Consider the following 19,878-nt stretch of genomic DNA (forward strand, 5'->3'; position numbering starts at 1 on the left):
TGAGCCCCGCCATGAAGCAGTTCCCCGACTCGCCGCACGCGCCCGCGGAGACGCGCGGCTGGCCCCCCATCTCCGTCGTCATGCCGGTCCTCAACGAGGAGCGGCACCTTCGCGAGGCCGTCGACCAGGTCCTCGCCCAGAGCTACCCCGGTGAGATCGAGGTCGTCCTCGCCGTGGGTCCGTCCCAAGACCGCACCCAGGAGGTCGCCGACGCCATCGCGGCGGCCGACCGCCGGGTGACCGTGGTGCCCAACCCGACCGGTCGCACGCCCAACGCGCTCAACGCCGCCATCGCCGCCTCACGCAACGGCATCATCGCCAGGGTCGACGGGCACGCCATGCTGCCCTCCGACTACCTGCGCGTCGCCGTCGAGACGCTGGCCGAGACCGGCGCCGACAACGTGGGCGGCGTCATGGCGGCCGAAGGCGTCACACCGTTCGAGCAGGCCGTGGCCTGCGCCATGACCTCCAAGATCGGCGTCGGCGCCGCCGCCTTCCACGTGGGCGGCACCGCGGGCCCGGCCGACACCGTCTACCTCGGCGTCTTCCGCCGGTCGGCGCTCGACCGGGTCGGCGGCTACGACGAGCACTTCCAGCGGGCCCAGGACTGGGAGATGAACCACCGCATCCGCCAGACCGGCGGGCTGGTGTGGTTCCAGCCGCGCATGCGGGTCTCCTACCGTCCGCGGCCCAACGTGAAGGCCCTGGCCAAGCAGTACTTCCACTACGGCCGCTGGCGGCGCGTGGTCGCGCGCACCCACGAGGGCACGATCAACCTGCGTTACCTGGCGCCGCCCGCCGCGGTGCTGGCCATGGCGCTGGGGCTGGTCCTGTCGCCGTTCTTCCCGCTCACGCTCGTCGTCCCCGGGGGCTACGCGCTGGCCCTCGTGGCCGGCTCGGCGGTCACCGGCAGCGGGCTCCCGGGCGCCGCCAAGCTGCGGCTGCCCCTCGTCTACGCGGCGATGCACGTCTCGTGGGGCTGGGGCTTCCTCACCAGTCCACGGAAACTGGCCAGGCCGCCACACTGATCACGAACCCGCGAAGACCCGCTCGACGGCCGCGTCGAAGCGGGTCAGCGCGTCCGGGTACTCCGGCCCGAGCAGGTAGCTCCTGAGCTTGATCCTGGCTCGGGCCAGGGTGTCCTCACCGTCCAGGAAACCGGCGAGGGCCGCGAGGTCCTCGCCGAGGAGCACCCCCGCCTCGGTGCTCGGGTAGCGCTCGTGGAAGGCGCGTTCGGGCAATCCCGCGACGTTCGTCACCGCGTACGGCTTCTCGCTGGCCAGGAAGTCGGCCACGACGCTGGAGATGTCGCTGATCAGCAGGTCGCACTCGTTGAAGCACTCGTACAGGTGCGGGCGTTCGGCGGTGACGATCAGGTGCCTGACCTCCGGCGCCCCGCCGGGGCTCGACGGATGCCTGGCCTTCGACTTCGCCAGCTCGGCCGCCTCGATCATGGACACGATCCTGCGGTGCGCCCGCGCGGCGCTCTTGTCCCGGTGGCCGGTCAGCGGGTGCGGCTTGTAGATGATCCGCAGCGGCGGGTCGTGGTCCAGCAGGGCGCGCACGATGCGCGGGCCCATGGTGATCAGCGACGTGTGGAACAGGTCGTCGTTCCAGCCCTCCCAGGTGGGGGCGTACAGGACGGTCCGGTACGGCAGCCGCGGGCCCTCGGTCGAGATGCCTTCGAGCTGCGGACGGCCGACCTCGTGGATGCTCTCGTCCCGGACGCCCACCCGGGCCCGGCGGTAACGGTCGCGCCCGGCCGGCCCGGCCACCCACACCTCGTCGTAGACCCGTGAGAACGGGTTGAACGACGCCTCCTTGTCGCTGTCGCCGTGGTTGAGGAACACGCTGCGCAGGGTCGGGATGCGCAGCATGTGGACGTTGCGGCCGACGTTGGAGACGTATAGGCAGAGCTTGGCGCCGAACAGGGCGCGGAAGCTCATCAGGTCGGCCGAGGACGGGATGCACACCATCGGCAGCGTGGTCGACTCCAGGTGCCTGGCCATGCCGCGCTCGCGCAGCACGACGATGGCGCGCCTGCCGATGCGTTCGAGCGTGGGCAGCCACATCCTGGCCTGGTAGGCGGCGGCCGTCGCGCCGGAGAAGTACAGGATGACCTCGGGGTCGTAGGCCCTGACCTGCTCGCCCACGACCTCCAGCACCCGCGCCCGGTCACCGAGCGGACGGGTGCGGCGCACGTACGGGAGGAGCGCCAGCACGCCCGCCGCGCCGAGCACCAAGGCCACGCCCGCGCCGAGCGCGCCGGCCGCCGCGCCCAACGTCGCGCCGAGCACCGGCAGGGCGTCCAGACCGAGGAAGCGCAGGCCGCGATGGGCGCCCAGGAACGGGGGCGGCATCTTGGGGATGCGCAGCGCGGACACGTCGAGGTTGCGGGTGGTCACCGGCATGCTGCTCAGCGTCTGCCGCAGGCGGATGGCCAGGCCCGAGTGCGCGGCCCGCGCGCCGTGCAGCGCGAACAGCCCGGCGGCCAGCGCCACGAACCACGGCGAGTCGGCCCCCGACACCCGCGCCACCAGCAGCAGCGCGGCCGTCTCCCTGGCCGCGAACCGCAGGGTGGTCCCCAGGTGCATCCGGCTGAGCAGGTCGGTCAGCCCGTCGGCCAGACGTCCGGCGGCGAGCTCCATGGCGTAGGAGACCACGGCGACCAGCCCGAACAGCAGCGGCGCCGGCCACAGCGCCGACGCCAGCAGGATGGGGTAGCAGCCGAGCAGCGCGCCGATCGCCAGCAGTCTTCTCATGCGACCGCACGGTAACAACCCGCAGGTCAAGGGCCTTCCACGCGAACGTCTACGACATGCCCGGACACGTCAGGAGATGGACCCCTTGATCGCGAAGAGCTGTTCGGCGATCCGCAGGTCGTCCGGATGGGTGACCTTGATGTTGCGCTCGCTGCCCTGGACCAGGTGGATCGGCACCTCGGGCAGGTAGCGCAGCACCACGCCGCAGTCGTCGGTGGCCGGGCGGGCGGCGAAACCCGGGTCGGCCATGGCCCGCTCGTACGCCTCGCGGATCACCGAGAGCCGGAAACACTGCGGCGTCTGGCTGCGGCGCAGCCGCGACCGGTCGAGGACCTCGCCGATGACCTCGCCGTCGGGGCCCGGCACGGCCACCAGGACCGTGTCGGAGCTCGGGATCGCCACGTTGACGGCCCGGTGGGTACGCAGCGCCGCCACGCACTCGGTGATGATCCGCGGCTCCAGAAGGGGCCGTACGGCGTCGTGCAGCAGCACGTCGCACTCCTGCGTGCCCAGCGCGCGCAACGCCCGCCACGTGCTCTCCGTACGGCTCCGGCCGCCCTCCACGATCTGGGTGACCTTGCGGTGGCCGCCCTTCGCCACGATCTCCTTCACCCGGTCGGTGAAGCCCGGCGTCATCAGCACCACGATCTCGTCGATCTCCGGCGCCTGCTCGAACACGGCGATCGAGTGCTCCAGAATCGTCCGCCCGGCTACTTCGATGAGCTGTTTGGGTATCTCATGTCCGACCCGCTGCCCCACGCCTCCCGCGAGGAGCACTCCGACCGACCGCCGCGCTGCATCCATGTCGGCAGCGTAACGGTCCTGTTCCGTGATATCGCGCCCCCCTGTCGCTACGCTGAGTCCACGCACTCCCTACCGGGAGGAGACCTGCGCTTTGCCCGACTCACTCATCCGCGAGGGCACGACCACCTCGGTGGTGCTGCTCGCCACGACCCCGGCGTGCCGGCTCTCCTGCGCCGACGGCACGCTGCTCGACCGGCTGAGCGACCAGTTCGCCATGCTTCCCGTCCGTGACGTCCAGGTGGTGACCCCCGGTGGCGGGCTCGGCGCCGACCTGCGGGGTGTGGCCAAGATCGCCCGGGTCGCCTCGGGCACGGTCGTGGTGCTCCCCGCCGACCTCGTCGCCCACACCGAGGCGCTCGCGCTCCTGCTCGAACATCCCGCGCACGACACCGGGGCGCTCGTCTCGCACGACGACGCCGCCGCCCCGATGCGGCCGCCCGTGCGCGTCGAGTCCGGCCGGATCGTCGCGGCCGGCAGCTCGTTCCACACCGTCCCGGAGGCCAACGCGACCTTCAGGGGCGTGCTCCAGACCGGCGAGGCCGACCTGGCGTCCCTGGCCGACCTCGCCGAGGAGCTGGCCGAGCTGGCCGACCTCGGCAAGCTCGGCCCGGTGACCGCCGTCGAGGCGGTCGACCTGCTGCTGGTGGGCCTGGTCAGAGCGGGCGTACGGGTGCGCGCCGCCTCGATCGGCCCGCTGCACGCCGACCGCGTGACCGGCCAGAACGCCGCCGACAGCGCCCTGACCAGGCTCGCCGAGGTCGACGAGGCCAGGGTCAGGCTCGACACCTCGGTCAAGGAGGACGACGGCTTCTTCGCCACGTTCTTCGTCTCGACCTGGTCGCGCCACCTGATCAAGCCGGCCGTACGGCTCAAGCTCACCCCCAACGCCGTCACCGGCGTCTCGATCGGCCTGGCCGCGCTGGCCGCCGTCTGGTTCTCGGCCGGCACCCAGCCCGGACGGGTGGCCGGGGGCGTGCTGTTCCTGATGTCGTTCGCGCTCGACTGCCTCGACGGGCAGCTCGCCCGCTACACCCGCGCGTTCTCCCCGCTCGGCGCCTGGGCCGACGGCATGGCCGACCGGCTGAAGGAGTACCTGGTCTACGTCGGGCTCGCCTTCGGCTACGGCGGGACCGCCATCTGGTACCTGGCGGCCGCCGCGATGATCGCGCAGGTCGTCCGGCACTCCGTCGACTACTCCTACGCCGGGGCGGTCGCCGACGCGGGCCGCGTCGGGGCGCTGTGGGCCAGGCCGGCCCGGTCGCTGCTGGAACCGGGCGACGCGCGGCAGGCCCACGGGGTGCGCGGGCTCGCCCAGCGGATCGAGGGCGACTCGGTCGCCCGCTGGTTCAGGAAGATCGTCGTGCTGCCCATCGGCGAGCGGACCGCGCTGATCGCCGTCACCGCCGCCGTGTGGAACGCCAGGGTGACGTTCGTGTCCCTGCTGTGCTGGGGCGGGGTCGCCGCCCTCTACCAGCTCGCCGGGCGCGTCGCGAGGTCGGCCCGGTGAACGGCGTCCGGCACGGCGGGGCGGCCGTCCGACGGATTGCGAGGTGGGCAGCGTGATCTCCGTGCACATGACCCCCGTGCCAGAGAGCAAGGTCGTCGCCTACCGCGACGACGGGCCGCTCTCGCGCGCGATGGGCCTGCTCGTGGCCGGGCAGCTCCCGCCGCTGCCGCCGGTGATCGCCGGCACGTTCGTCACGGGCGTGCTGCTGCTGATCGGCGTGGCCGGCTCCGACGGGCTCGCGGTGTTCGCGCCCGCCGTGACGCTGCTCCTGGCCGGGCCGGGCAGCACCCACCCGCACGACGGCCGCTTCGACTGGCTCGTGCCGCCGATCCTGCGGCTCATCGAGTACAGCTTCATCGCCGCCTGCGGCTTCGCCCACGGCCTGCCGCCAGTGCTGACCTTCCTGCTGCTCGGCGCGCTCGCCTTCCACCACTACGACCTGGTCTACCGGCTGCGCCAGCGCGTCTACCCGCCGCCCTGGCTCTCGACGCTCGGCCTCGGCTGGGACGGCCGGATGATGGCGGTCTCGCTGGCCGCCCTGGCCGGCTGGATGACCGCCGGGTACGTGCTGCTGACCCTCTACCTGTGGGCGCTGTTCGGCTGGGAGAGCATCACGTGCTGGGTGGCCGCGCCCCGCTCGGGCGTCGAGGCGAGCGAGATGGGAACGCAAGACTAACGCCGGATTACCCGCGAAGGGGCCAAAGGCAACTAACCTTTGGGCACACGTAGTCATGCTCGACCGAGGAGTGCACGTTGCTGGGAATGGTTCTGGCCGCCGGGGCCGGACGACGCCTGCGGCCGTACACCGACACGCTGCCCAAGGCGCTCGTGCCGGTTGACGGCGAAACCACGATCATGGACATCTCGCTGCGCAACCTGGCAGAGGTGGACCTGCGGGAGGTCGTGGTCGTCGTCGGTTACGCGGCGCAGGCCGTGCACGAGCGCAAGGAGGAGCTGGAGCGGCGCCACGGCGTCAAGCTCACCCTCGTGCACAACGACAAGGCCGAGGAGTGGAACAACGCCTATTCCCTCTGGTGCGCCCGCGACTACTTCGCCCAGGGCGTGCTGCTGGTCAACGGCGACACCGTCCACCCCGTCTCGGTGGAGAAGACGCTGCTGGCCGCCCCCGAGACCAGCGACCTGCTGCTCGCGGTCGACGACGTCAAGAAGCTGGCCGACGAAGAGATGAAGGTGACCCTCTCCCCGGAGGGCTCGCTGCGCCGCATCACCAAGCTGATGGACCCGGCCGAGGCGTACGGCGAGTACATCGGCGCCACGCTCATCAGGCCCGGCGCGGCCGAGCGGCTGGCCGACGCGCTCAAGGCGACGTTCGAGCGCGACCCCCAGCTCTACTACGAGGACGGTTACCAGGAGATGGTCGAGCGCGGCGAGGCCGTCCACGTCGCGCCCATCGGCGAGGTCGACTGGGTCGAGGTGGACAACCACGACGACCTGGCCAAGGCTCGCACCATAGCCGTTCGCTACTAGAGGGAGCGCGCATGCCGCTTCTAGCGAGGATGCTGCCGGCGCCCCTGACCATGGAGGTCAGGCGCGGCGCCGTCGCAGAGCTCGGCGCCCTGCTGGCCGACAGCCGTGTGGCGACCTCCGGCCGCGTGGCCGTGGCGGTCGGGCCCGGCCAGGGCGATCACATCGAGAGCCTGATCGCGCCCACGCTCGGCGAGGCCGAGGTGTTCAGGGTGAGCGACGGGTCGGTCGAGGCGGCCGTCTCGCTCGGCGCCGACCTGCGCAAGGGCGCCTACGAGGTCGTCGTCGGGGTCGGCGGCGGCAAGACGATCGACGCGACCAAGTACGCCGCCTCGCTCGCGGGCATCCCGATGGTGGCCGTGGCCACCAACCTCTCCCACGACGGCATCTGCTCGCCCACCGCCTCCCTGGTGTACGAGGGGGGCAAGGGCACGTTCGGCGTGCCGATGCCGCTGGCCATCCTGGTCGACCTCGACTTCGTGCACAACGCGCCCAAGTCGCTGGTCAGGGCCGGCATCGGCGACGTCGTCAGCAACCTGTCGGCGATCGAGGACTGGCAGCTCGGCAGCGTCGAGCGCGGCGAGCCCATCGACGGCCTGGCCTGCTCGATGTCCCGCACCGCCGCCGAGGCGCTGGTCGGCCGGAGCGACGGCATCGAGTCCGACGCGTTCCTGACCGTCCTGGCCGAGTCGCTCATCCTTTCCGGCATGTCGATGGTCGTCGCGGGGTCGTCGCGGCCCGCGAGCGGTGGAGATCATGAGATCCTTCATGCCGTGGATCAGCTCTTCCCCGGCACCTCCAACCACGGCGAGCTCGCCGGCATCGGTGCCGCCTTCTGCTTCTTCCTGCGGGAGGACGCCGCCAGGGTGACCCAGGTGGTCGACTGCCTGCGCCGGCACGAGCTCCCGGTCGTGCCCGCCGACATCGGGCTGACCGGCGAGCAGTTCGCCGAGGTCATCGCGCTGGCGCCGTCGACCCGTCCCGGCCGTTACACGATCCTGGAGCACCTGCGCATGCAGGACTCCGAGATCCGCGATCGGGTGGGGGACTATGTCCGGGCCTTCGGTAGCTGAGCTGCGGCGGGTCGCCCAGCCAGAGGGCCATCTCGACCGCAGGAACGGCGAACACTGGGCGGGCGTGCTCTACATGCGCCGCCTGTCCATCTACGTCACCTGGCTGACGAGCAAGACGTCGGTCACGCCCAACCAGCTCACCTGGGTGATGACGGTCGCCGGGGTCGCGGCGGGCTTCGTGCTGGCCCTGCCGGGGCTGTGGGCGGCCGTGCTGGCCGCCCTGCTGGTCCAGGTCTACCTGCTGCTCGACTGCTCCGACGGCGAGCTGGCCCGCTGGACGGGCAAGACGTCGCTGGCCGGGGTCTACCTCGACCGCGTCGGGGCCTACTTCACCGAGGCCGCCGTGCTGGCCGGGCTCGGCTGGCGGGCCTCGGCCGTCCTGCCCGACTGGTACACCGTGCTCGGCTTCGCCGCCGCGCTCGGCGCGATCCTCATCAAGGCCGAGACCGACCTGGTGGAGGTGGCGCGGGCCAAGGGCGGGCTGGGCGCCTCCTCCGAGGCGTCGGCGGTGCAGTTCCGTTCAGGGCTGCTCGGTCTGGGCAGGAGAATCCTGGCGGCGACGAAGTTCCATCGGATCATGCAGCCGATCGAGCTGTCCCTGCTCGCGGTGGCGGCCGCGGTGATCGACCTGGCGACCGGCACGCTCGGGGCCTCCCGCGTGCTCATCGTGGCCTGCGTGATCGCCGCCGCGCTGCAGACCGTGCTCCATCTGATCAGCATTATGGCGTCGAGGCGGCTTGGGTGATCTCATGTCGGAACCGGAGGAGCTTCCCGTCCGTCGTATTGATCGGACGTTCGCTGTTCGGTGGGGGTTCACCATCGGTTCCGATACGCTTAGCTCCACCATTGTCAACAAGATGCAGACCAGCAGACTCGGTGATCATGAAAGTATGCTCCGCTCGTGTCCTCAACGCGTCAGGACGATGACCCGTTGAAGATTTCGTGCGTCATCCTCACCATGGGCAACCGGGTCGCGGAGCTGAACCGGGCCGTCGAGTCCGCGCTCAACCAGATCGACGGCGACGTCGAAGTGGTGATCGTGGGCAACGGCGCCGACGTGCCCCAGGTGCCGGCGACGCCACCCGAGGGCTCGGCCGCGGTCGTGAAGACGATCCGGCTCGACCACAACACCGGCATTCCCGCCGGCCGTAACCGCGGCGTCGAGGAGTGCTCCGGCGACGTCGTGCTGTTCCTCGACGACGACGGCTGGTACGCCAACCAGAAGGTCGTCGCCCACGTGCGCGACCGGTTCGCCACCGAGCCCGACCTCGCGGTGATCTCCTTCCGGGTGATGGACCCCGAGGGCGGCGTCGGCCAGCGGCGGCACGTGCCCCGGCTGCGCGCGGGCGACCCGCAGCGCTCCTCGCCGGTCACCACGTTCCTGGGCGGCGCCTCGGCCGTGCGGCGTTCGGCCTTCCTCCAGGTCGGCGGCCTGCCGGAGAAGTTCTTCTACGCGCACGAGGAGACCGACCTGGCCTGGCGCCTGCTGGGCGAGGGCTACCGGATCGAGTACGACGCCGAGACCGTCATGTACCACCCGCAGGTCCCGCCGACCCGCCATGCGCAGTTCTACCGGCTCAACGCCCGTAACCGCGTCTGGCTGGCCCGTCGTAACCTGCCGTGGCCGCTGGCGTTCCTCTACCTGACCAACTGGGTGGTGCTCACCCTGATCCGCGAGCGCCGTTCGGGGGTCGCGATCAAGGCGTGGTTCTCCGGCTTCTTCGAGGGGTTGCGCACGCCCGCGGGCGAGCGGCGTGCCATGGCCTGGCGCACCGCCTGGCGCATGGTCAAGCTCGGCCGTCCGCCGATCGTCTAGACCGCCTCCGCCTCGCCGAAGGTCATCGAGGCCCGGGAGACGGTCGAGGCGAACAGCGCCCGCTTGGGCAGCCCCAGCTCGCTGAGTTCCTTGGCGATCGGGTGGTTGCCCAGGCGGATCAGCGCGCCGCCCGGCCGCACGCGGGCGCCCTCGGCGCGTACGGACCACGGGATGCGCCGGGTGACGCCCTCCAGATGGGTGAAGGCGTCGAGCGGCGCCATGGCGGCCGGCGCCGGCACCCCGGGCCTGATCAGCAGGTCGAGCACGAGCCTGCCGTCCTTGCGCAGCACACACCGCTTGTACGGCGACCCGAGCCGCAGCTCGATGTCGGCCAGCTCCTTGGGGAAGCCCCAGATCGTCCGCCCCGCCTCCAGCGTGAACCGCTGGTCGACGGGCAGCCAGTGGACGAAGACGCCCGCGCCGCGCAGGTCGCCGAGCCCGATCTTGCCCGCCGTCCCCGGCCGCCGGATCAGGAAGGCCATCCCGAACTCGTGGTAGGCGTCGAGGTCGCCCCTGCGGTAGTCGACGAACAGCAGCACGCACACGGCCTTGCCGGGCAACACCTCGGCCACGTCGAGGCCGGAGTAGGCGATCACCGCCCGCGCCGCGTCGGCCCGCACCGCGTAGAAGGCGCTGCAGACCTCCGCGTCCTCCACTCGCACAGGCATGCCCACCGTCCGGCCTTGGATCAGATGCGATGCCATGGGTCCAGTACATCAACCCCGGCGCCCGCTGGCCATTCCTACACCGCCAGCGCGTGTTCGGGCAGGGCCGCCCACGACTCGGCCAGCTTGACGAAGTCCGCGGCCCGGTCGGGCCAGTGGTGGCGCAGCCGGGCCTCGGCGTGCCCGAGCGCCCCCAGGTCGGCCCGCCGCACGGGGTCCTCCTTGAGGTCCAGTACGGCGTCCAGCAGCGCGTCCACGTCCAGGGGCACGACCAGGCCGCAGCCGGTGCCCCTGACCAGCGGAGCGGCCTGCGGGGTGGCGATCACCGGCAGGCCGCGGCCCATGTAGTCGAGGATCTTCGTCGGCGGCTCGGTCACGGCGTCGCCGGCCAGGGACAGCCCGGCCAGAGCGCCCTCGGACATGCGCAGGGCGTGCCGGTTGGGCACGTACCCGAACCAGTCGAGCAGGCCGACGCGCTGGGCGTCGCGCAGCAGCGGGCGCACGTCGCGGTCGGCGCCGCCGATGAGGTCCATCCGGACGCCGTGCGGCGCCAGGCGCTCGGCCAGGGCGATCAGCTCGGCCACGCCGCGGTCGGCCGCCAGGCGGCCGATGTGCACGACCCTGGTGTCGCCGGGAGGAGGCGGGCTGGGCGACACCAGGGTCGCTTCGGGCACCACGGCGGAGGTGATCACGTGGTGCCGCCTCTCCGCGCGTGCCCGCCGCCTGGGGGAGACGTCCTCGCGGACGTCCCAGACGACCGGAGGGCGCCGGTGGGGCAGCGCGCGCAGCAGCCGGTGATCATGCACGATCAGCAGGTCGGCGTCCCGCACGCCGCGTCTCAGCGCCGCGCGGGCCTTCCCGTACGGCGCCTGCCGGGCGACGTCGACGGCCGTGAGCCCGACGGCCGGGGTCACGTTGTAATAGGTGAACGGCGCGACGTAGGTCACCTCGTGGCCCGCGTCGAGCAGCGCCCTGATCTGCCGGTGCATGATCCGGGCGTCCTCGGGATGATGGACGGTGGTGGCGACACATGCGCGCATGTGTCGATGCTCCGCGTCTACCAGGTCAAAGGCGTTAACTCAGGTAGAAGTGCCGCTTAACTTCCAGATGGGCGGCGATAGAGCCAGGTCAGGCGAGGTTCGAGCACCCATTTGAAGACCGTGCGCGTCTCCGGCAGGCACAACACGATCGCCAGCGCGAACGAGCTGCACGCGATGGCGAGCACCCCGAGCGGCCCGTGCAGCCACGGCAGGGCCAGCCAGCCCTGGTCCTTGGCGATCAGCACCGGGATGCCGTGGAGCAGGTAGCAGTAGAGCGTGCGGGTGCCGAGGTCGGAGTACCAGGTCTCGCCGCGCGGCACCAGCGCCAGCACGGCGAAGCTCATCGCAAGTGCGCAGACCAGCAGCCCGGCCTTGAGCAGCAGGCCCATCCACCAGGACAGGTCCATGTCCTGGAAGCTGTTCTTGAAGTAGAACGGGGCGAGCGGCGCCTTGGGCGCGATGACGATGGCCACGGCCGCCGCGCACAGCAGCGTGACGCCCGACGCGATCTTGATCCAGAACTTGTTGAGCATCTCGAAGTGCTCGGGCTGCATCACCAGGCCGATCACGAAGAACGGCAGCAGGCCGAAGAAGCGGTCCATGCTGAAGTCGCCGGTGATCTGCGAGAACCCGGCGAACATGTAGATCACGATGGCGACGGGGACCGGGTGCTTCATCCGCTTCCACACCGGTGTGGACAACCGCCAGAACAGCAGCGCCAGCAGGTACCAGTTGAGCCACGCCGGATCGATGATCGTGAGGCTCCACTTCTGGCCGAGCCCGGCGCGGACGGCGGCGTAGCCGATCTCCACGATCACGTACGGCACGACGAACGTGTCGACGAGCTTGTTCGTCTTCGCGTTCGAGTTCCAGAAGTTCCTGGACAGGTAGCCACTGATCAACACGAACAGCGGCATGTGGAACATGTAGATGTAGATGTAGAGCGCTCTGGAGGAATGGGCCGCGAGCGTGGGTACCAGTGAGTGGCCCAGCGGCACGAGCGCGATCAGGATGAACTTGACGTTGTCGAGGTAGGGGTCGCGCCGGCGCTTGGGCGGCTCGGGTTCCTCGGCGGGCTCCTGCTGCTCGGCGGGACGCTCGGCCGTCGCGATGCCGTGGGGGTCGGTCTGGTTGCCCCAGACGGGCTCCTGGGGCAGGGGCCAGCGAGCTCCAGTGTTCGCCGGCCCGCCTTCCTCGCCGGGGCCGTCAGGGCTCCGCGGGGTCGTGACCGGTGGGGAGAACTTTGTGTCAGACACTGGGGAGCTCAGCTTCGCTAGGGGCCGGGGTGCACGACGCAATTCTGACATTTCATACTTACAACCGCCTTAACCGCGGCTGTGTCGCGCTGCGTCGCCGACCCGCAAACATTATCTCGATCTAGTGGTCCCTGTCTCACCAGACGTCCGGTTCCACAGGGAACTTGGAGCCTCAGGTGCACACGTTCTTCTGGTCGGAGGCGGTGATCGTGCTGTTGTTCACGCTGTCAGGAAGCTTGGTCACCTTGACCGACTTGAAGTCCGAGCCCACGACGAGCTGGAGCACCGGAGCGCCCTTTCCGCCGGTTCCGGCGGTCACGCCGGAGGTGTAGGGCTGCGGGTTGGTCGCGGTGACCTTGCCCGCGGTGGGGGCCGGCTTGGGCAGCACCGCGCCGGACAGCACGGCCGCGTAGTCGGCGCCGGTGGCGGCGCCCTTGGCGTAGTGGATCTCGCTGGCCGGCAGGCTCGCGCCGTCGGCGGCCTGGTAGTTGCCCACGCCGACGACGTTGAAGCCCTGCTTGGCCAGCTCGTCGGCCACCAGGCGGGCCTTGCCCGGCGTGGTGGTGCCGTTGAGCACCTGGACCTTGACCTGCTCGGGCTTCGGGGTGACCTTGGGCTTGGTGGTCGCGCCGGCGCTCGGGGACGGGCTGGGCAGATCGGTGTCGCTGATGACCGAGGCCCACAGCGCGGAGGCGTCGGGCTCCTTCCAGACCACCCGGTTGGGGTCCTGTGGGTCGGGCAGCCACGGGATCGTGGTGAGCTGCACGCCGCCCGCGGTCAGCTCCTTGGCGCTGGTGGCGATGTCGATGAGCTGCTGGGTGTCGTTGGCCAGTTCGGGGTCCATGGTGACCGAGCCCGCCGCCGCCTTGATGAATCCGGTCAGCTTGCCGATGTCGGTGAGCAGCTCGCTGCTCGTGGCCTTGGCGATGACCTTGCTCAGGAAGATCTGCTGGCGCTTGATGCGCTGGATGTCGCTGCCGTCGCCGTAGTGGCGCAGGCGTACGTAACCGAGCGCCTTCTCGCCGTTGAGCAGGCTCTTGCCCGGAGGCAGGACGAGATGGGACGCCTTGTCGTTGACGCCGGACTTGAGGCAGATCTCGATGCCGCCGAGGGCGTCGACGATGTTCTTGAAGCCGCTGAAGTCGACCTCGACGAAGTGGTTGATGCGGATCTGGGTGAGCGTCTCGATCGTGGAGATCGTGCACGCGATGCCGCCGGAGTTGTACGCCGAGTTGATCATGTCCCGGCGGGGCGGCATCTCGGCCTTGGTGGTCTCGTTCTTGCACTTCGGGATCTGCACCATCGAGTCGCGCGGGAAGCTGATCAGGCGCGCCTTGTCCCGGTTGGGGGAGATGTGCATGACGATGATCGTGTCGGTGCGCTTGCCGCCGGCGTCGGCCGTCCTGGCGATCTGCTGGCCGTATCGGGCGTTGCCCTTGCCCGCGCGGGTGTCGGAGCCGACGAGCAGCACGTTGAGCGCGCCCGTGTCACGCGGACGCGGGTTGATGATGTCCTCTTTGACGCTCTTCTGGGTGATGTTGCCGAAGGCGTCGCGGTAGACGGTGTAGCCGGTCAGCGCGCCGGCGACCATGACCGTGGTGACGGCGATGCTGACCCAGGCCAGCACCCGCATCTTGCCCTGCCCGCCGCCGTCGCCGTCGCCGCGGTGGCCGCGTGCGGGCCGGTCGTCGGGCGGGGAAGGCGGGGAGCCCGCCGCCCGTCGCGCCATCCGGCTGCCCGGAGCGCTGGAGGCGACTCTGGCGTCCTGAACGGACGCGCTCCTGTAGTCACTCATACGCCCCCCAGCCTCGTTCCTTGCGCCAACGCGCCGGCTTGGTCGCTCCGCGCCACGAGATTAGGTCACGTACGGCGTGCCCGGTGCCATGACCGCCGGAAACGACCGTGACCCGGGCGTGATGTTTCCGCGGCACAGCATACTCAGAGCCGGACATTTCGTGGAATATCATTGCCAAAGTCTTTCCCGCTTTCTGACCGTCTCCGCAGGTCAGGCCGGACGCTCAGGGCCCCCGCCAGGCAGGCCAGAGGCGCGGCCGGGAGCACGTACCGGTAGTCGAACTCGGCCACGGCGGGCGGTGTGACGAGTAGCACAACGGCTGCCGACCAGGGCACCAGCCACGCCGGCGGACCGGCGTGACGCAGGCCCCGCGCCCTGCGCACGGCGGCCGCGACGGGCGGCGCGAGCAGGAGCACCAGCAGCACCGGGCCGGGCAGGCGCACCACGCTCTGGTAGCCCCGCAGCCATCCTGCGTAGGGCTCGACGATCTCCGTACCGATCGCACCCTGCTCGTAGAGCTTGGCATAGTCGGCGCCGACCTGCGCGGGATAGCGGCCAGGTGGTCCAGGTGGGGTCACCGGGAACTCGTAGTAGGCGTAGATCTCCGCGTCGGGATAGACCGGACGTCCCCACGCGAACGTGCGGCCCAGCTCGGACAGCACCGAGCCGGCGTAGTCGAGCGGCTGGCTGGTGACGGCCAGGGTCGCGAACCTGGAGGCCAGGTCGTCGTTCGCCTTCGAGAACGTGATCCCCGGCAGCTTCACCAGCGGCGAGTCCTTGCTCCAGATGTACTCCTGCGACGGCGGGCGCAGCTCCGGCGGACGCGGGTCGCACAGGACCCGCAGGTCGGCCGGCGGGTCCATCTTGGCGCAGTCGGCGAAGGACATCGTGCGGGCGTAGAGGAAGACGCCGTTCGCGCCCACCAGGCCGACGCGGTGGTTGGCGACGTAGAACCAGGCGCCGTAGGCGACCACCGGGACCAGCGCGGCGGCGAGCAGCACCCCGGCCAGGCCCACGCGCCTGCGCAGCACGAACCACGCGGCCAGGACGACGATGAGCGGCTGGCCGACGGTCCTGGTCAGGGTGGCGGCGGCCAGCAGCAGGCCGATGGCGGCGACGGTGGAGGGCCTCTCGGTCAGACTCAGCGCCACGGCGGCCACGATCAGGAACAGGAACAGCGTGTCGGAGACCAGCAGGTGCTCCAGCTCGACCTGGTACGCGTCCAGCAGCACGGGGACGGCCGCGAGCGTGCGCGCCCAGCGGGGGGCCCGGCGCGCGGCCACGTAGACGATGACGCCGGTGGCCAGTCCGAGCAGGTGTTGCGCGGCGGTGACCGCCCAGAAGCCGTGGAACGGTTGCAGGAGCTTCAGGAACATCGAGTAGCCCGCCGGGCGCACCAGGTCGGGGCGTGGGTGGAAGACGGTGACGATGTAGGTGTAGGAGTCGGGGAACCACAGGGCCGGGCGGTAGCCGAGCATGGCGAGCGCGCGCAGCGCCGCGCCGACCGCCAGTACGCCCGCGAACCAGCCGTGCCGCCGCCACCAACCGAGCTCCTTGACCCGGGAGGCGATCCGCCGCCAGCCGGGCTCCTTGACGCGAGCGACGATCCGCCGCCGACCGGGCTTCTCGACGTCCGAGGTGGGCCGCCGTCGGCCGAGGGGCGCGACGTCCCGGGCCGGGGCTCCCGCACCCGGCCCCGGCTTCACCTGCGCGTCATCCCGCTCCTCCTGCACCTCGCGTACGCTACCCGCGTTTCCGTGGACGCCGTGACTCCGGCGTTGGATACGCTCGCTCACCGATGGAACGTGATCGATCGGGCCGTGTACTGGCCGCGCTGTCGGTGTCGCCCGCGCTCGCCGTGGCGGGCTGGCTGCTCGTGGGCCTGCCGCTGTTGCTGGCCGGCCGGTTCGCGCCGCTGCCCGCGCTGCTGCTCGGGGTGACCGCGGGGGCGCTGTTGTGCTGGGCGGGCACGCGCGGCGTCCGGCGCGGGGCGCGTGGCGCGGGCCAGGGCGTCCAGGCCACGCCGTGGCAGGTGGCCGGGGTCCTCGCGGTGGCCGCCGGGTCGGGCGTGTTCAACGTCGTCATGCACTCCGAGCAGCTCCTCGTCCGGCGCGACCCGGCGACCTACGCCCAGTACGCTGCCTGGATCGCCGGGCACGGCTCGCTGCCGATCCCCGACCAGGCCGCGGCGTTCGGCGGCCACGACCCTTCCCTGTACTTCGACAGCGTCGGCACCTACCCGGTGGACGGCGGCGTGGTGCCGCAGTTCATGCCGGGGCCGCCGATGTTGTTCGCGATCGGCGACTGGCTGGGGGCGCCGTTCGCGGTGCCGGCCGTGCTGGGGGCGCTGGCCGTGCTGACGGTGGCCGGGGTGGCGGCGCGGCTGGCCGGCGGGCGGTGGGCGGTGCTCGCGGCGGCGGCGTTCGCGGTGAGCCTGCCGATCCTCTACACCTCGCGCACGACGTTCAGCGAGATCCCGTCGCTGATCCTGCTGTTCGGCGGCCTGGCGCTGGCGCAGGACGCGATCGAGGCCGAGCGGCCCGGCTGGCGGCAGGGGCTGCCGGCCGGGCTGGTGCTGGGGCTGGCCGTGCTGGTCAGGGTCGACGGGCTGCGCGACGTGCTGCCGGTGCTGGCGTACGCGGGGCTGCTGATCGCGATGCGGCGGTCGGGCAGGCCGCAGGGGGCGGTGGGGATGCCGCTGCTGGCCGGGCTGGTGGCGGGGGCGGGGCTGGGGCTGGTGGCGGCGTACGCGCTGGCCCGGCCGTACCTGGAGTATCTGTCGGGTTCCGTCCGGCCGTTGCTGGTCATCTGCGCGGTCGTGCTCGTGCTCACTCCGATCGGTGTGGCGGCCGCGCCCGTCCTGGCCAGGATCCGGCCGCCTCGGTGGCTGCCGACGGCGGGGGCCGCGCTGGTCGTGCTGGTCATGGCCGCCCTGTACGCCCGTCCCTGGTTCCAGACCGTGACCAGGAAGGCCACGAACGTCGACGACGCCCGCACGGCCGAGTTCATCGCCCAGACCCAGCAGGCCAACGGCCTGCCCATCCAGCCGGAGCGGCTGTACTTCGAGTACTCACTCCACTGGGTCACCTGGTACATCGGCATCCCGGCCGTCGTCCTGGCCACGGTGGCGGCGGCCGTGCTGCTGCGCAGGCTGCTGCGCGACGGCAGGCCGTTCGTCTGGCTGCTGCCGCTGGCGGTGATCGGCTGGACGACGGTCACCACGCTGCTGCGCCCCGAGATCACCCCCGACCAGCCGTGGGCCTCGCGGCGGCTGGTCCCGGTCGTGATCCCCGGGCTGATCGTGCTGGCGGTGTGGGGGCTGGGCTGGTTGCGTGAGCGGTCGTGGCCGCGCGAGCCGGTACGGCGGTGGGCGACGGTCGCGGGGGTGCTGCTGGTGCTCGCGCCGCCGGTGGTGACCTCGATCGGCACCGCGTTCACGCCGGTCGAGCGGGGGGAGGCGGCGGCGGTCCGGACGATGTGCGCGGCGATCCCGCCCGAGGCATCGGTGTTGTTCGTCGAGCGGGTGACCGGCGACCGGTTCACCCAGCTCGTCCGCGGGATGTGCGGCCGTCCGGCGGCGCAGGTGACACGGCCCCCGACGCAGGACCTGGCGGAGGAGCCGGCGGTCCGGGCGGCCGTCGAACGGGTCAGGGCGGCCGGCCGGGTGCCTGTCGTGCTCGCCGCGGACCCCGCCCAGGTAGCCCCCTACGGAACCCCGCGCCAGATCATGGGCCTGGTGACCCGCCAGGACGAGCGCTCGCTCGTGGATCCGCCCAACGGCACGTGGTCTCTGCGGGTGAACGTGTGGATGGCGATGGGTTGACCCCGGTCCGGGAAGATCGCGATAGTTCTGGACATGTCTGACACCGACGAGCTGTCGTTCGGCGACGACCGGGAGCCCTGGTTACGGCCCTGGATCAGAGCCCACCAGAGGACGGCGGCGATGATCGTGACGGCCGTCCTGGTGGTGGCGGCGCTCGGCGGGGGCGGCTGGTTCCTGTACCGGCGCTCGCTCCTGCCCTCACCTCCTCCCGTCGGCGCGCTGCCCGTCGTGGACGGCTTCACCGTCACGCTGTGCACCGAGGGGACCCAGGGCTGCCCGGAGGGGACCGCCGAGCGGGTGCTGGCGCTGGTCCGGCAGATTCCCGAGGCGGTCGCGCCCACGCTGGTGCCCGCCGACGAGATCGAGCGGCGCTGGGCCCAGAAGGTGATCATCGACGAGGGGCTGGCCAAGCCCCGCGAGGCGAGCTGGACCCCACAGATCGAGGCCGGGCTGCGCGGCCCGGCCGACTACGGCGCCGTCCGGCGGCGGCTGGCCGGAGAGCCCGGCATCCTGGTCATGCCCCGGATGCCCGGTTTCTGGGAGGGCAAGGCCGACCTGAGCGTCGTGATGTGCAGCCGCCGGCGGCAGTACCCCGCCTGCCGGGCCGCGGCGACCGAGGCCCAGCGCGACGCGGTCGTGGCGCGGCTGCGCGAGCTGGACGGCGTGGACGAGGTGTTCCTTCAGGACAAGCCGTTCGGCCTGCGCCTTTCCCGGCTCTACCAGGGCGACGTGCCGGCTCTCACGCTCGACGCCGTCTCCGAGGTGTTGTGCGTACGGTTCGACGACCCGGCGAGGGCCAAGGCCGTCGGTCAGGAGATGCTCAGGATGCCCGGCGTAGGATGGTCGCAGCTGATCAAGTGAGTCTGAAGCCCGTCGATGTGGACTCGGCTTCCAGCGGGGCAGAGTACCCTCGACCCCCGTGAGCACGCTTGAGACCCCCAAGAGTGGACCTGCCGTGGAAGAAGCGCCGTACGTCACGATCGTCCTGCCCTGCTACAACGAGCAGGACCACGTCATCGACGAGGTCGAGCGCATCACGCGGGCGATGGACTCCAGCGGCTACACCTACGAACTGGTCGCCGTCGACGACTGCTCGACCGACCAGACCCTGGCCCGGCTCAAGGAGGCCGCGCCCGACTATCCCCACCTGCGCATCCGCGCCTTCCACCGCAACGGCGGCTCCGGCACCGTGCGCCGGATCGGCACGCAGGAGGCCAAGGGCGAGATCGTCGTCTGGACCGACGCCGACATGACCTACCCCAACGAGCGCATCCCCGAGCTGGTGCAGATCCTGGAGAAGGACCAGACGGTCGACCAGGTCGTCGGCGCGCGCACCAGCGAGGAGGGGTCGCACAAGATCCTGCGGGTGCCCGCCAAGTGGGTGATCCGCAAGGTGGCCGAGAAGCTCGCCGGGCAGAAGATCCCCGACCTCAACTCGGGCCTGCGCGCCTTCCGCAAGTCGGTGGCCCGGCCGTACCTGCGGCTGCTGCCGCCCGGGTTCTCGTGCGTCACGACGATCACGCTGTCGTTCCTGTCGAACCAGCACGACGTCTACTACCTGCCCATCGAGTACGCCAAGCGGGCCGGCAAGTCGAAATTCAGCTTCGTCTCCGACGCCTACCGCTACATCCTGCAGGTGCTGCGGATGATCATGTACTTCAACCCGCTCAAGGTGCTCATGCCGCCCGCGCTCTGGCTGGTGGCGATCGGCATGGTGAAGGGCGTCTGGGACATGATCCGGCAGCCGTTCTACTTCCCGGCCAACACGGTCATGATCTTCCTGTCGGGCCTGCTGATCGGCTCGGTGGCGCTGCTGGCCGACCTGATCGTGCGGTCGCGGGGGGAATAGCGC

General features: G+C 71.1%; 17 protein-coding genes. 10 read left to right on the forward strand and 7 right to left on the reverse strand.

Annotated elements, in window-relative coordinates; translation table 11 throughout:
- The first annotated feature begins 11 nt into the window (after positions 1-11).
- Positions 12-1,028, forward strand: coding sequence for a glycosyltransferase family 2 protein (locus tag ACIA8R_RS24635; protein WP_357702639.1), 1,017 nt, complete (start codon positions 12-14; stop codon positions 1,026-1,028).
- On the opposite strand, the gene ACIA8R_RS24640 is transcribed toward ACIA8R_RS24635, so the two are convergent.
- Positions 1,029-2,762 carry a CDP-glycerol glycerophosphotransferase family protein gene (locus ACIA8R_RS24640; RefSeq protein WP_397040562.1) on the reverse strand — a complete coding sequence of 578 codons (1,734 nt, stop codon included), beginning with the start codon at positions 2,760-2,762 and terminating at the stop codon, positions 1,029-1,031.
- 69 nt (positions 2,763-2,831) lie between these two features.
- Positions 2,832-3,566: an IspD/TarI family cytidylyltransferase gene (locus ACIA8R_RS24645; RefSeq protein ID WP_364086353.1), complete on the reverse strand. Its 735-nt coding sequence runs from the start codon at positions 3,564-3,566 to the stop codon at positions 2,832-2,834.
- A 91-nt stretch (positions 3,567-3,657) separates the two neighbouring features.
- Here ACIA8R_RS24645 and ACIA8R_RS24650 point away from each other — a divergent pair, with 91 nt between their 5' ends.
- From ACIA8R_RS24650 to ACIA8R_RS24675, 6 genes are all read left to right on the forward strand, one after another.
- On the forward strand, positions 3,658-5,073 hold the full coding sequence (locus tag ACIA8R_RS24650) for a CDP-alcohol phosphatidyltransferase family protein (RefSeq protein WP_397040564.1): 1,416 nt from the start codon (positions 3,658-3,660) through the stop codon (positions 5,071-5,073).
- A 52-nt stretch (positions 5,074-5,125) separates the two neighbouring features.
- Complete coding sequence (locus ACIA8R_RS24655) at positions 5,126-5,749, forward strand: DUF5941 domain-containing protein (protein WP_357702646.1); 624 nt, start codon at positions 5,126-5,128, stop codon at positions 5,747-5,749.
- A gap of 77 nt (positions 5,750-5,826) precedes the next feature.
- Positions 5,827-6,561 carry a phosphocholine cytidylyltransferase family protein gene (locus ACIA8R_RS24660; protein WP_364086357.1) on the forward strand — a complete coding sequence of 245 codons (735 nt, stop codon included), beginning with the start codon at positions 5,827-5,829 and terminating at the stop codon, positions 6,559-6,561.
- A 29-nt stretch (positions 6,562-6,590) separates the two neighbouring features.
- Positions 6,591-7,631, forward strand: a complete 1,041-nt coding sequence (locus ACIA8R_RS24665; RefSeq protein WP_357702733.1) for an iron-containing alcohol dehydrogenase family protein — start codon at positions 6,591-6,593, stop codon at positions 7,629-7,631.
- Positions 7,609-8,376, forward strand: a complete 768-nt coding sequence (locus ACIA8R_RS24670; RefSeq protein WP_357702650.1) for a CDP-alcohol phosphatidyltransferase family protein — start codon at positions 7,609-7,611, stop codon at positions 8,374-8,376. Before ACIA8R_RS24665 ends, ACIA8R_RS24670 begins: the two co-directional genes overlap by 23 nt.
- Before the next feature lie 186 nt (positions 8,377-8,562).
- Positions 8,563-9,447: a glycosyltransferase gene (locus ACIA8R_RS24675; RefSeq protein ID WP_357702652.1), complete on the forward strand. Its 885-nt coding sequence runs from the start codon at positions 8,563-8,565 to the stop codon at positions 9,445-9,447.
- Here ACIA8R_RS24675 and ACIA8R_RS24680 read toward each other — a convergent pair.
- From ACIA8R_RS24680 to ACIA8R_RS24700, 5 genes are all read right to left on the reverse strand, one after another.
- On the reverse strand, positions 9,444-10,115 hold the full coding sequence (locus tag ACIA8R_RS24680; protein ID WP_397040566.1) for an acetoacetate decarboxylase family protein: 672 nt from the start codon (positions 10,113-10,115) through the stop codon (positions 9,444-9,446). The two genes, ACIA8R_RS24675 and ACIA8R_RS24680, sit on opposite strands and share 4 nt — an antisense overlap.
- 74 nt (positions 10,116-10,189) lie before the next feature.
- Positions 10,190-11,152 carry a glycosyltransferase gene (locus tag ACIA8R_RS24685; protein WP_364086361.1) on the reverse strand — a complete coding sequence of 321 codons (963 nt, stop codon included), beginning with the start codon at positions 11,150-11,152 and terminating at the stop codon, positions 10,190-10,192.
- A 56-nt stretch (positions 11,153-11,208) separates the two neighbouring features.
- Positions 11,209-12,408, reverse strand: a complete 1,200-nt coding sequence (locus ACIA8R_RS24690; protein ID WP_357702658.1) for an acyltransferase family protein — start codon at positions 12,406-12,408, stop codon at positions 11,209-11,211.
- A 172-nt stretch (positions 12,409-12,580) separates the two neighbouring features.
- Positions 12,581-14,203 carry an LCP family protein gene (locus ACIA8R_RS24695; RefSeq protein WP_397040569.1) on the reverse strand — a complete coding sequence of 541 codons (1,623 nt, stop codon included), beginning with the start codon at positions 14,201-14,203 and terminating at the stop codon, positions 12,581-12,583.
- 143 nt (positions 14,204-14,346) lie between these two features.
- The gene (locus ACIA8R_RS24700) at positions 14,347-15,936 is read right to left on the reverse strand and encodes a hypothetical protein (RefSeq protein ID WP_397040571.1); all 1,590 of its coding nucleotides are present in this window, start codon (positions 15,934-15,936) and stop codon (positions 14,347-14,349) included.
- 65 nt (positions 15,937-16,001) lie between these two features.
- Between ACIA8R_RS24700 and ACIA8R_RS24705 the strand changes: the two genes are divergently transcribed.
- From ACIA8R_RS24705 to ACIA8R_RS24715, 3 genes are read left to right on the forward strand one after another with little or no spacing between them, the layout of a single operon-like run.
- The gene (locus ACIA8R_RS24705) at positions 16,002-18,026 is read left to right on the forward strand and encodes a glycosyltransferase family 39 protein (protein ID WP_397040573.1); all 2,025 of its coding nucleotides are present in this window, start codon (positions 16,002-16,004) and stop codon (positions 18,024-18,026) included.
- A gap of 33 nt (positions 18,027-18,059) precedes the next feature.
- Entirely contained in the window at positions 18,060-18,887 is an 828-nt protein-coding gene (locus ACIA8R_RS24710) for a hypothetical protein (protein ID WP_397040575.1), read from the forward strand.
- 58 nt (positions 18,888-18,945) lie between these two features.
- On the forward strand, positions 18,946-19,875 hold the full coding sequence (locus tag ACIA8R_RS24715) for a glycosyltransferase family 2 protein (RefSeq protein ID WP_357702668.1): 930 nt from the start codon (positions 18,946-18,948) through the stop codon (positions 19,873-19,875).
- Positions 19,876-19,878 lie beyond the last annotated feature (3 nt).

It is taken from the genome of Nonomuraea sp. NPDC051191 (assembly GCF_044455665.1).
Lineage (GTDB): Bacteria > Actinomycetota > Actinomycetes > Streptosporangiales > Streptosporangiaceae > Nonomuraea.

Excerpts from the sequence above, each read along its gene's own strand:
- ACIA8R_RS24635 (WP_357702639.1), top strand. The coding sequence starts at position 12 with ATGAAGCAGTTCCCCGACTCGCCGCACGCGCCCGCGGAGACGCGCGGC.
- ACIA8R_RS24710 (WP_397040575.1), top strand. The coding sequence starts at position 18,060 with ATGTCTGACACCGACGAGCTGTCGTTCGGCGACGACCGGGAGCCCTGG.
- ACIA8R_RS24680 (WP_397040566.1), bottom strand. The coding sequence starts at position 10,115 with ATGCCTGTGCGAGTGGAGGACGCGGAGGTCTGCAGCGCCTTCTACGCG.
- ACIA8R_RS24670 (WP_357702650.1), top strand. The coding sequence starts at position 7,609 with ATGTCCGGGCCTTCGGTAGCTGAGCTGCGGCGGGTCGCCCAGCCAGAG.
- ACIA8R_RS24705 (WP_397040573.1), top strand. The coding sequence starts at position 16,002 with ATGGAACGTGATCGATCGGGCCGTGTACTGGCCGCGCTGTCGGTGTCG.
- ACIA8R_RS24685 (WP_364086361.1), bottom strand. The coding sequence starts at position 11,152 with ATGCGCGCATGTGTCGCCACCACCGTCCATCATCCCGAGGACGCCCGG.
- ACIA8R_RS24645 (WP_364086353.1), bottom strand. The coding sequence starts at position 3,566 with ATGGATGCAGCGCGGCGGTCGGTCGGAGTGCTCCTCGCGGGAGGCGTG.
- ACIA8R_RS24695 (WP_397040569.1), bottom strand. The coding sequence starts at position 14,203 with ATGAGTGACTACAGGAGCGCGTCCGTTCAGGACGCCAGAGTCGCCTCC.
- ACIA8R_RS24640 (WP_397040562.1), bottom strand. The coding sequence starts at position 2,762 with ATGAGAAGACTGCTGGCGATCGGCGCGCTGCTCGGCTGCTACCCCATC.
- ACIA8R_RS24665 (WP_357702733.1), top strand. The coding sequence starts at position 6,591 with ATGCTGCCGGCGCCCCTGACCATGGAGGTCAGGCGCGGCGCCGTCGCA.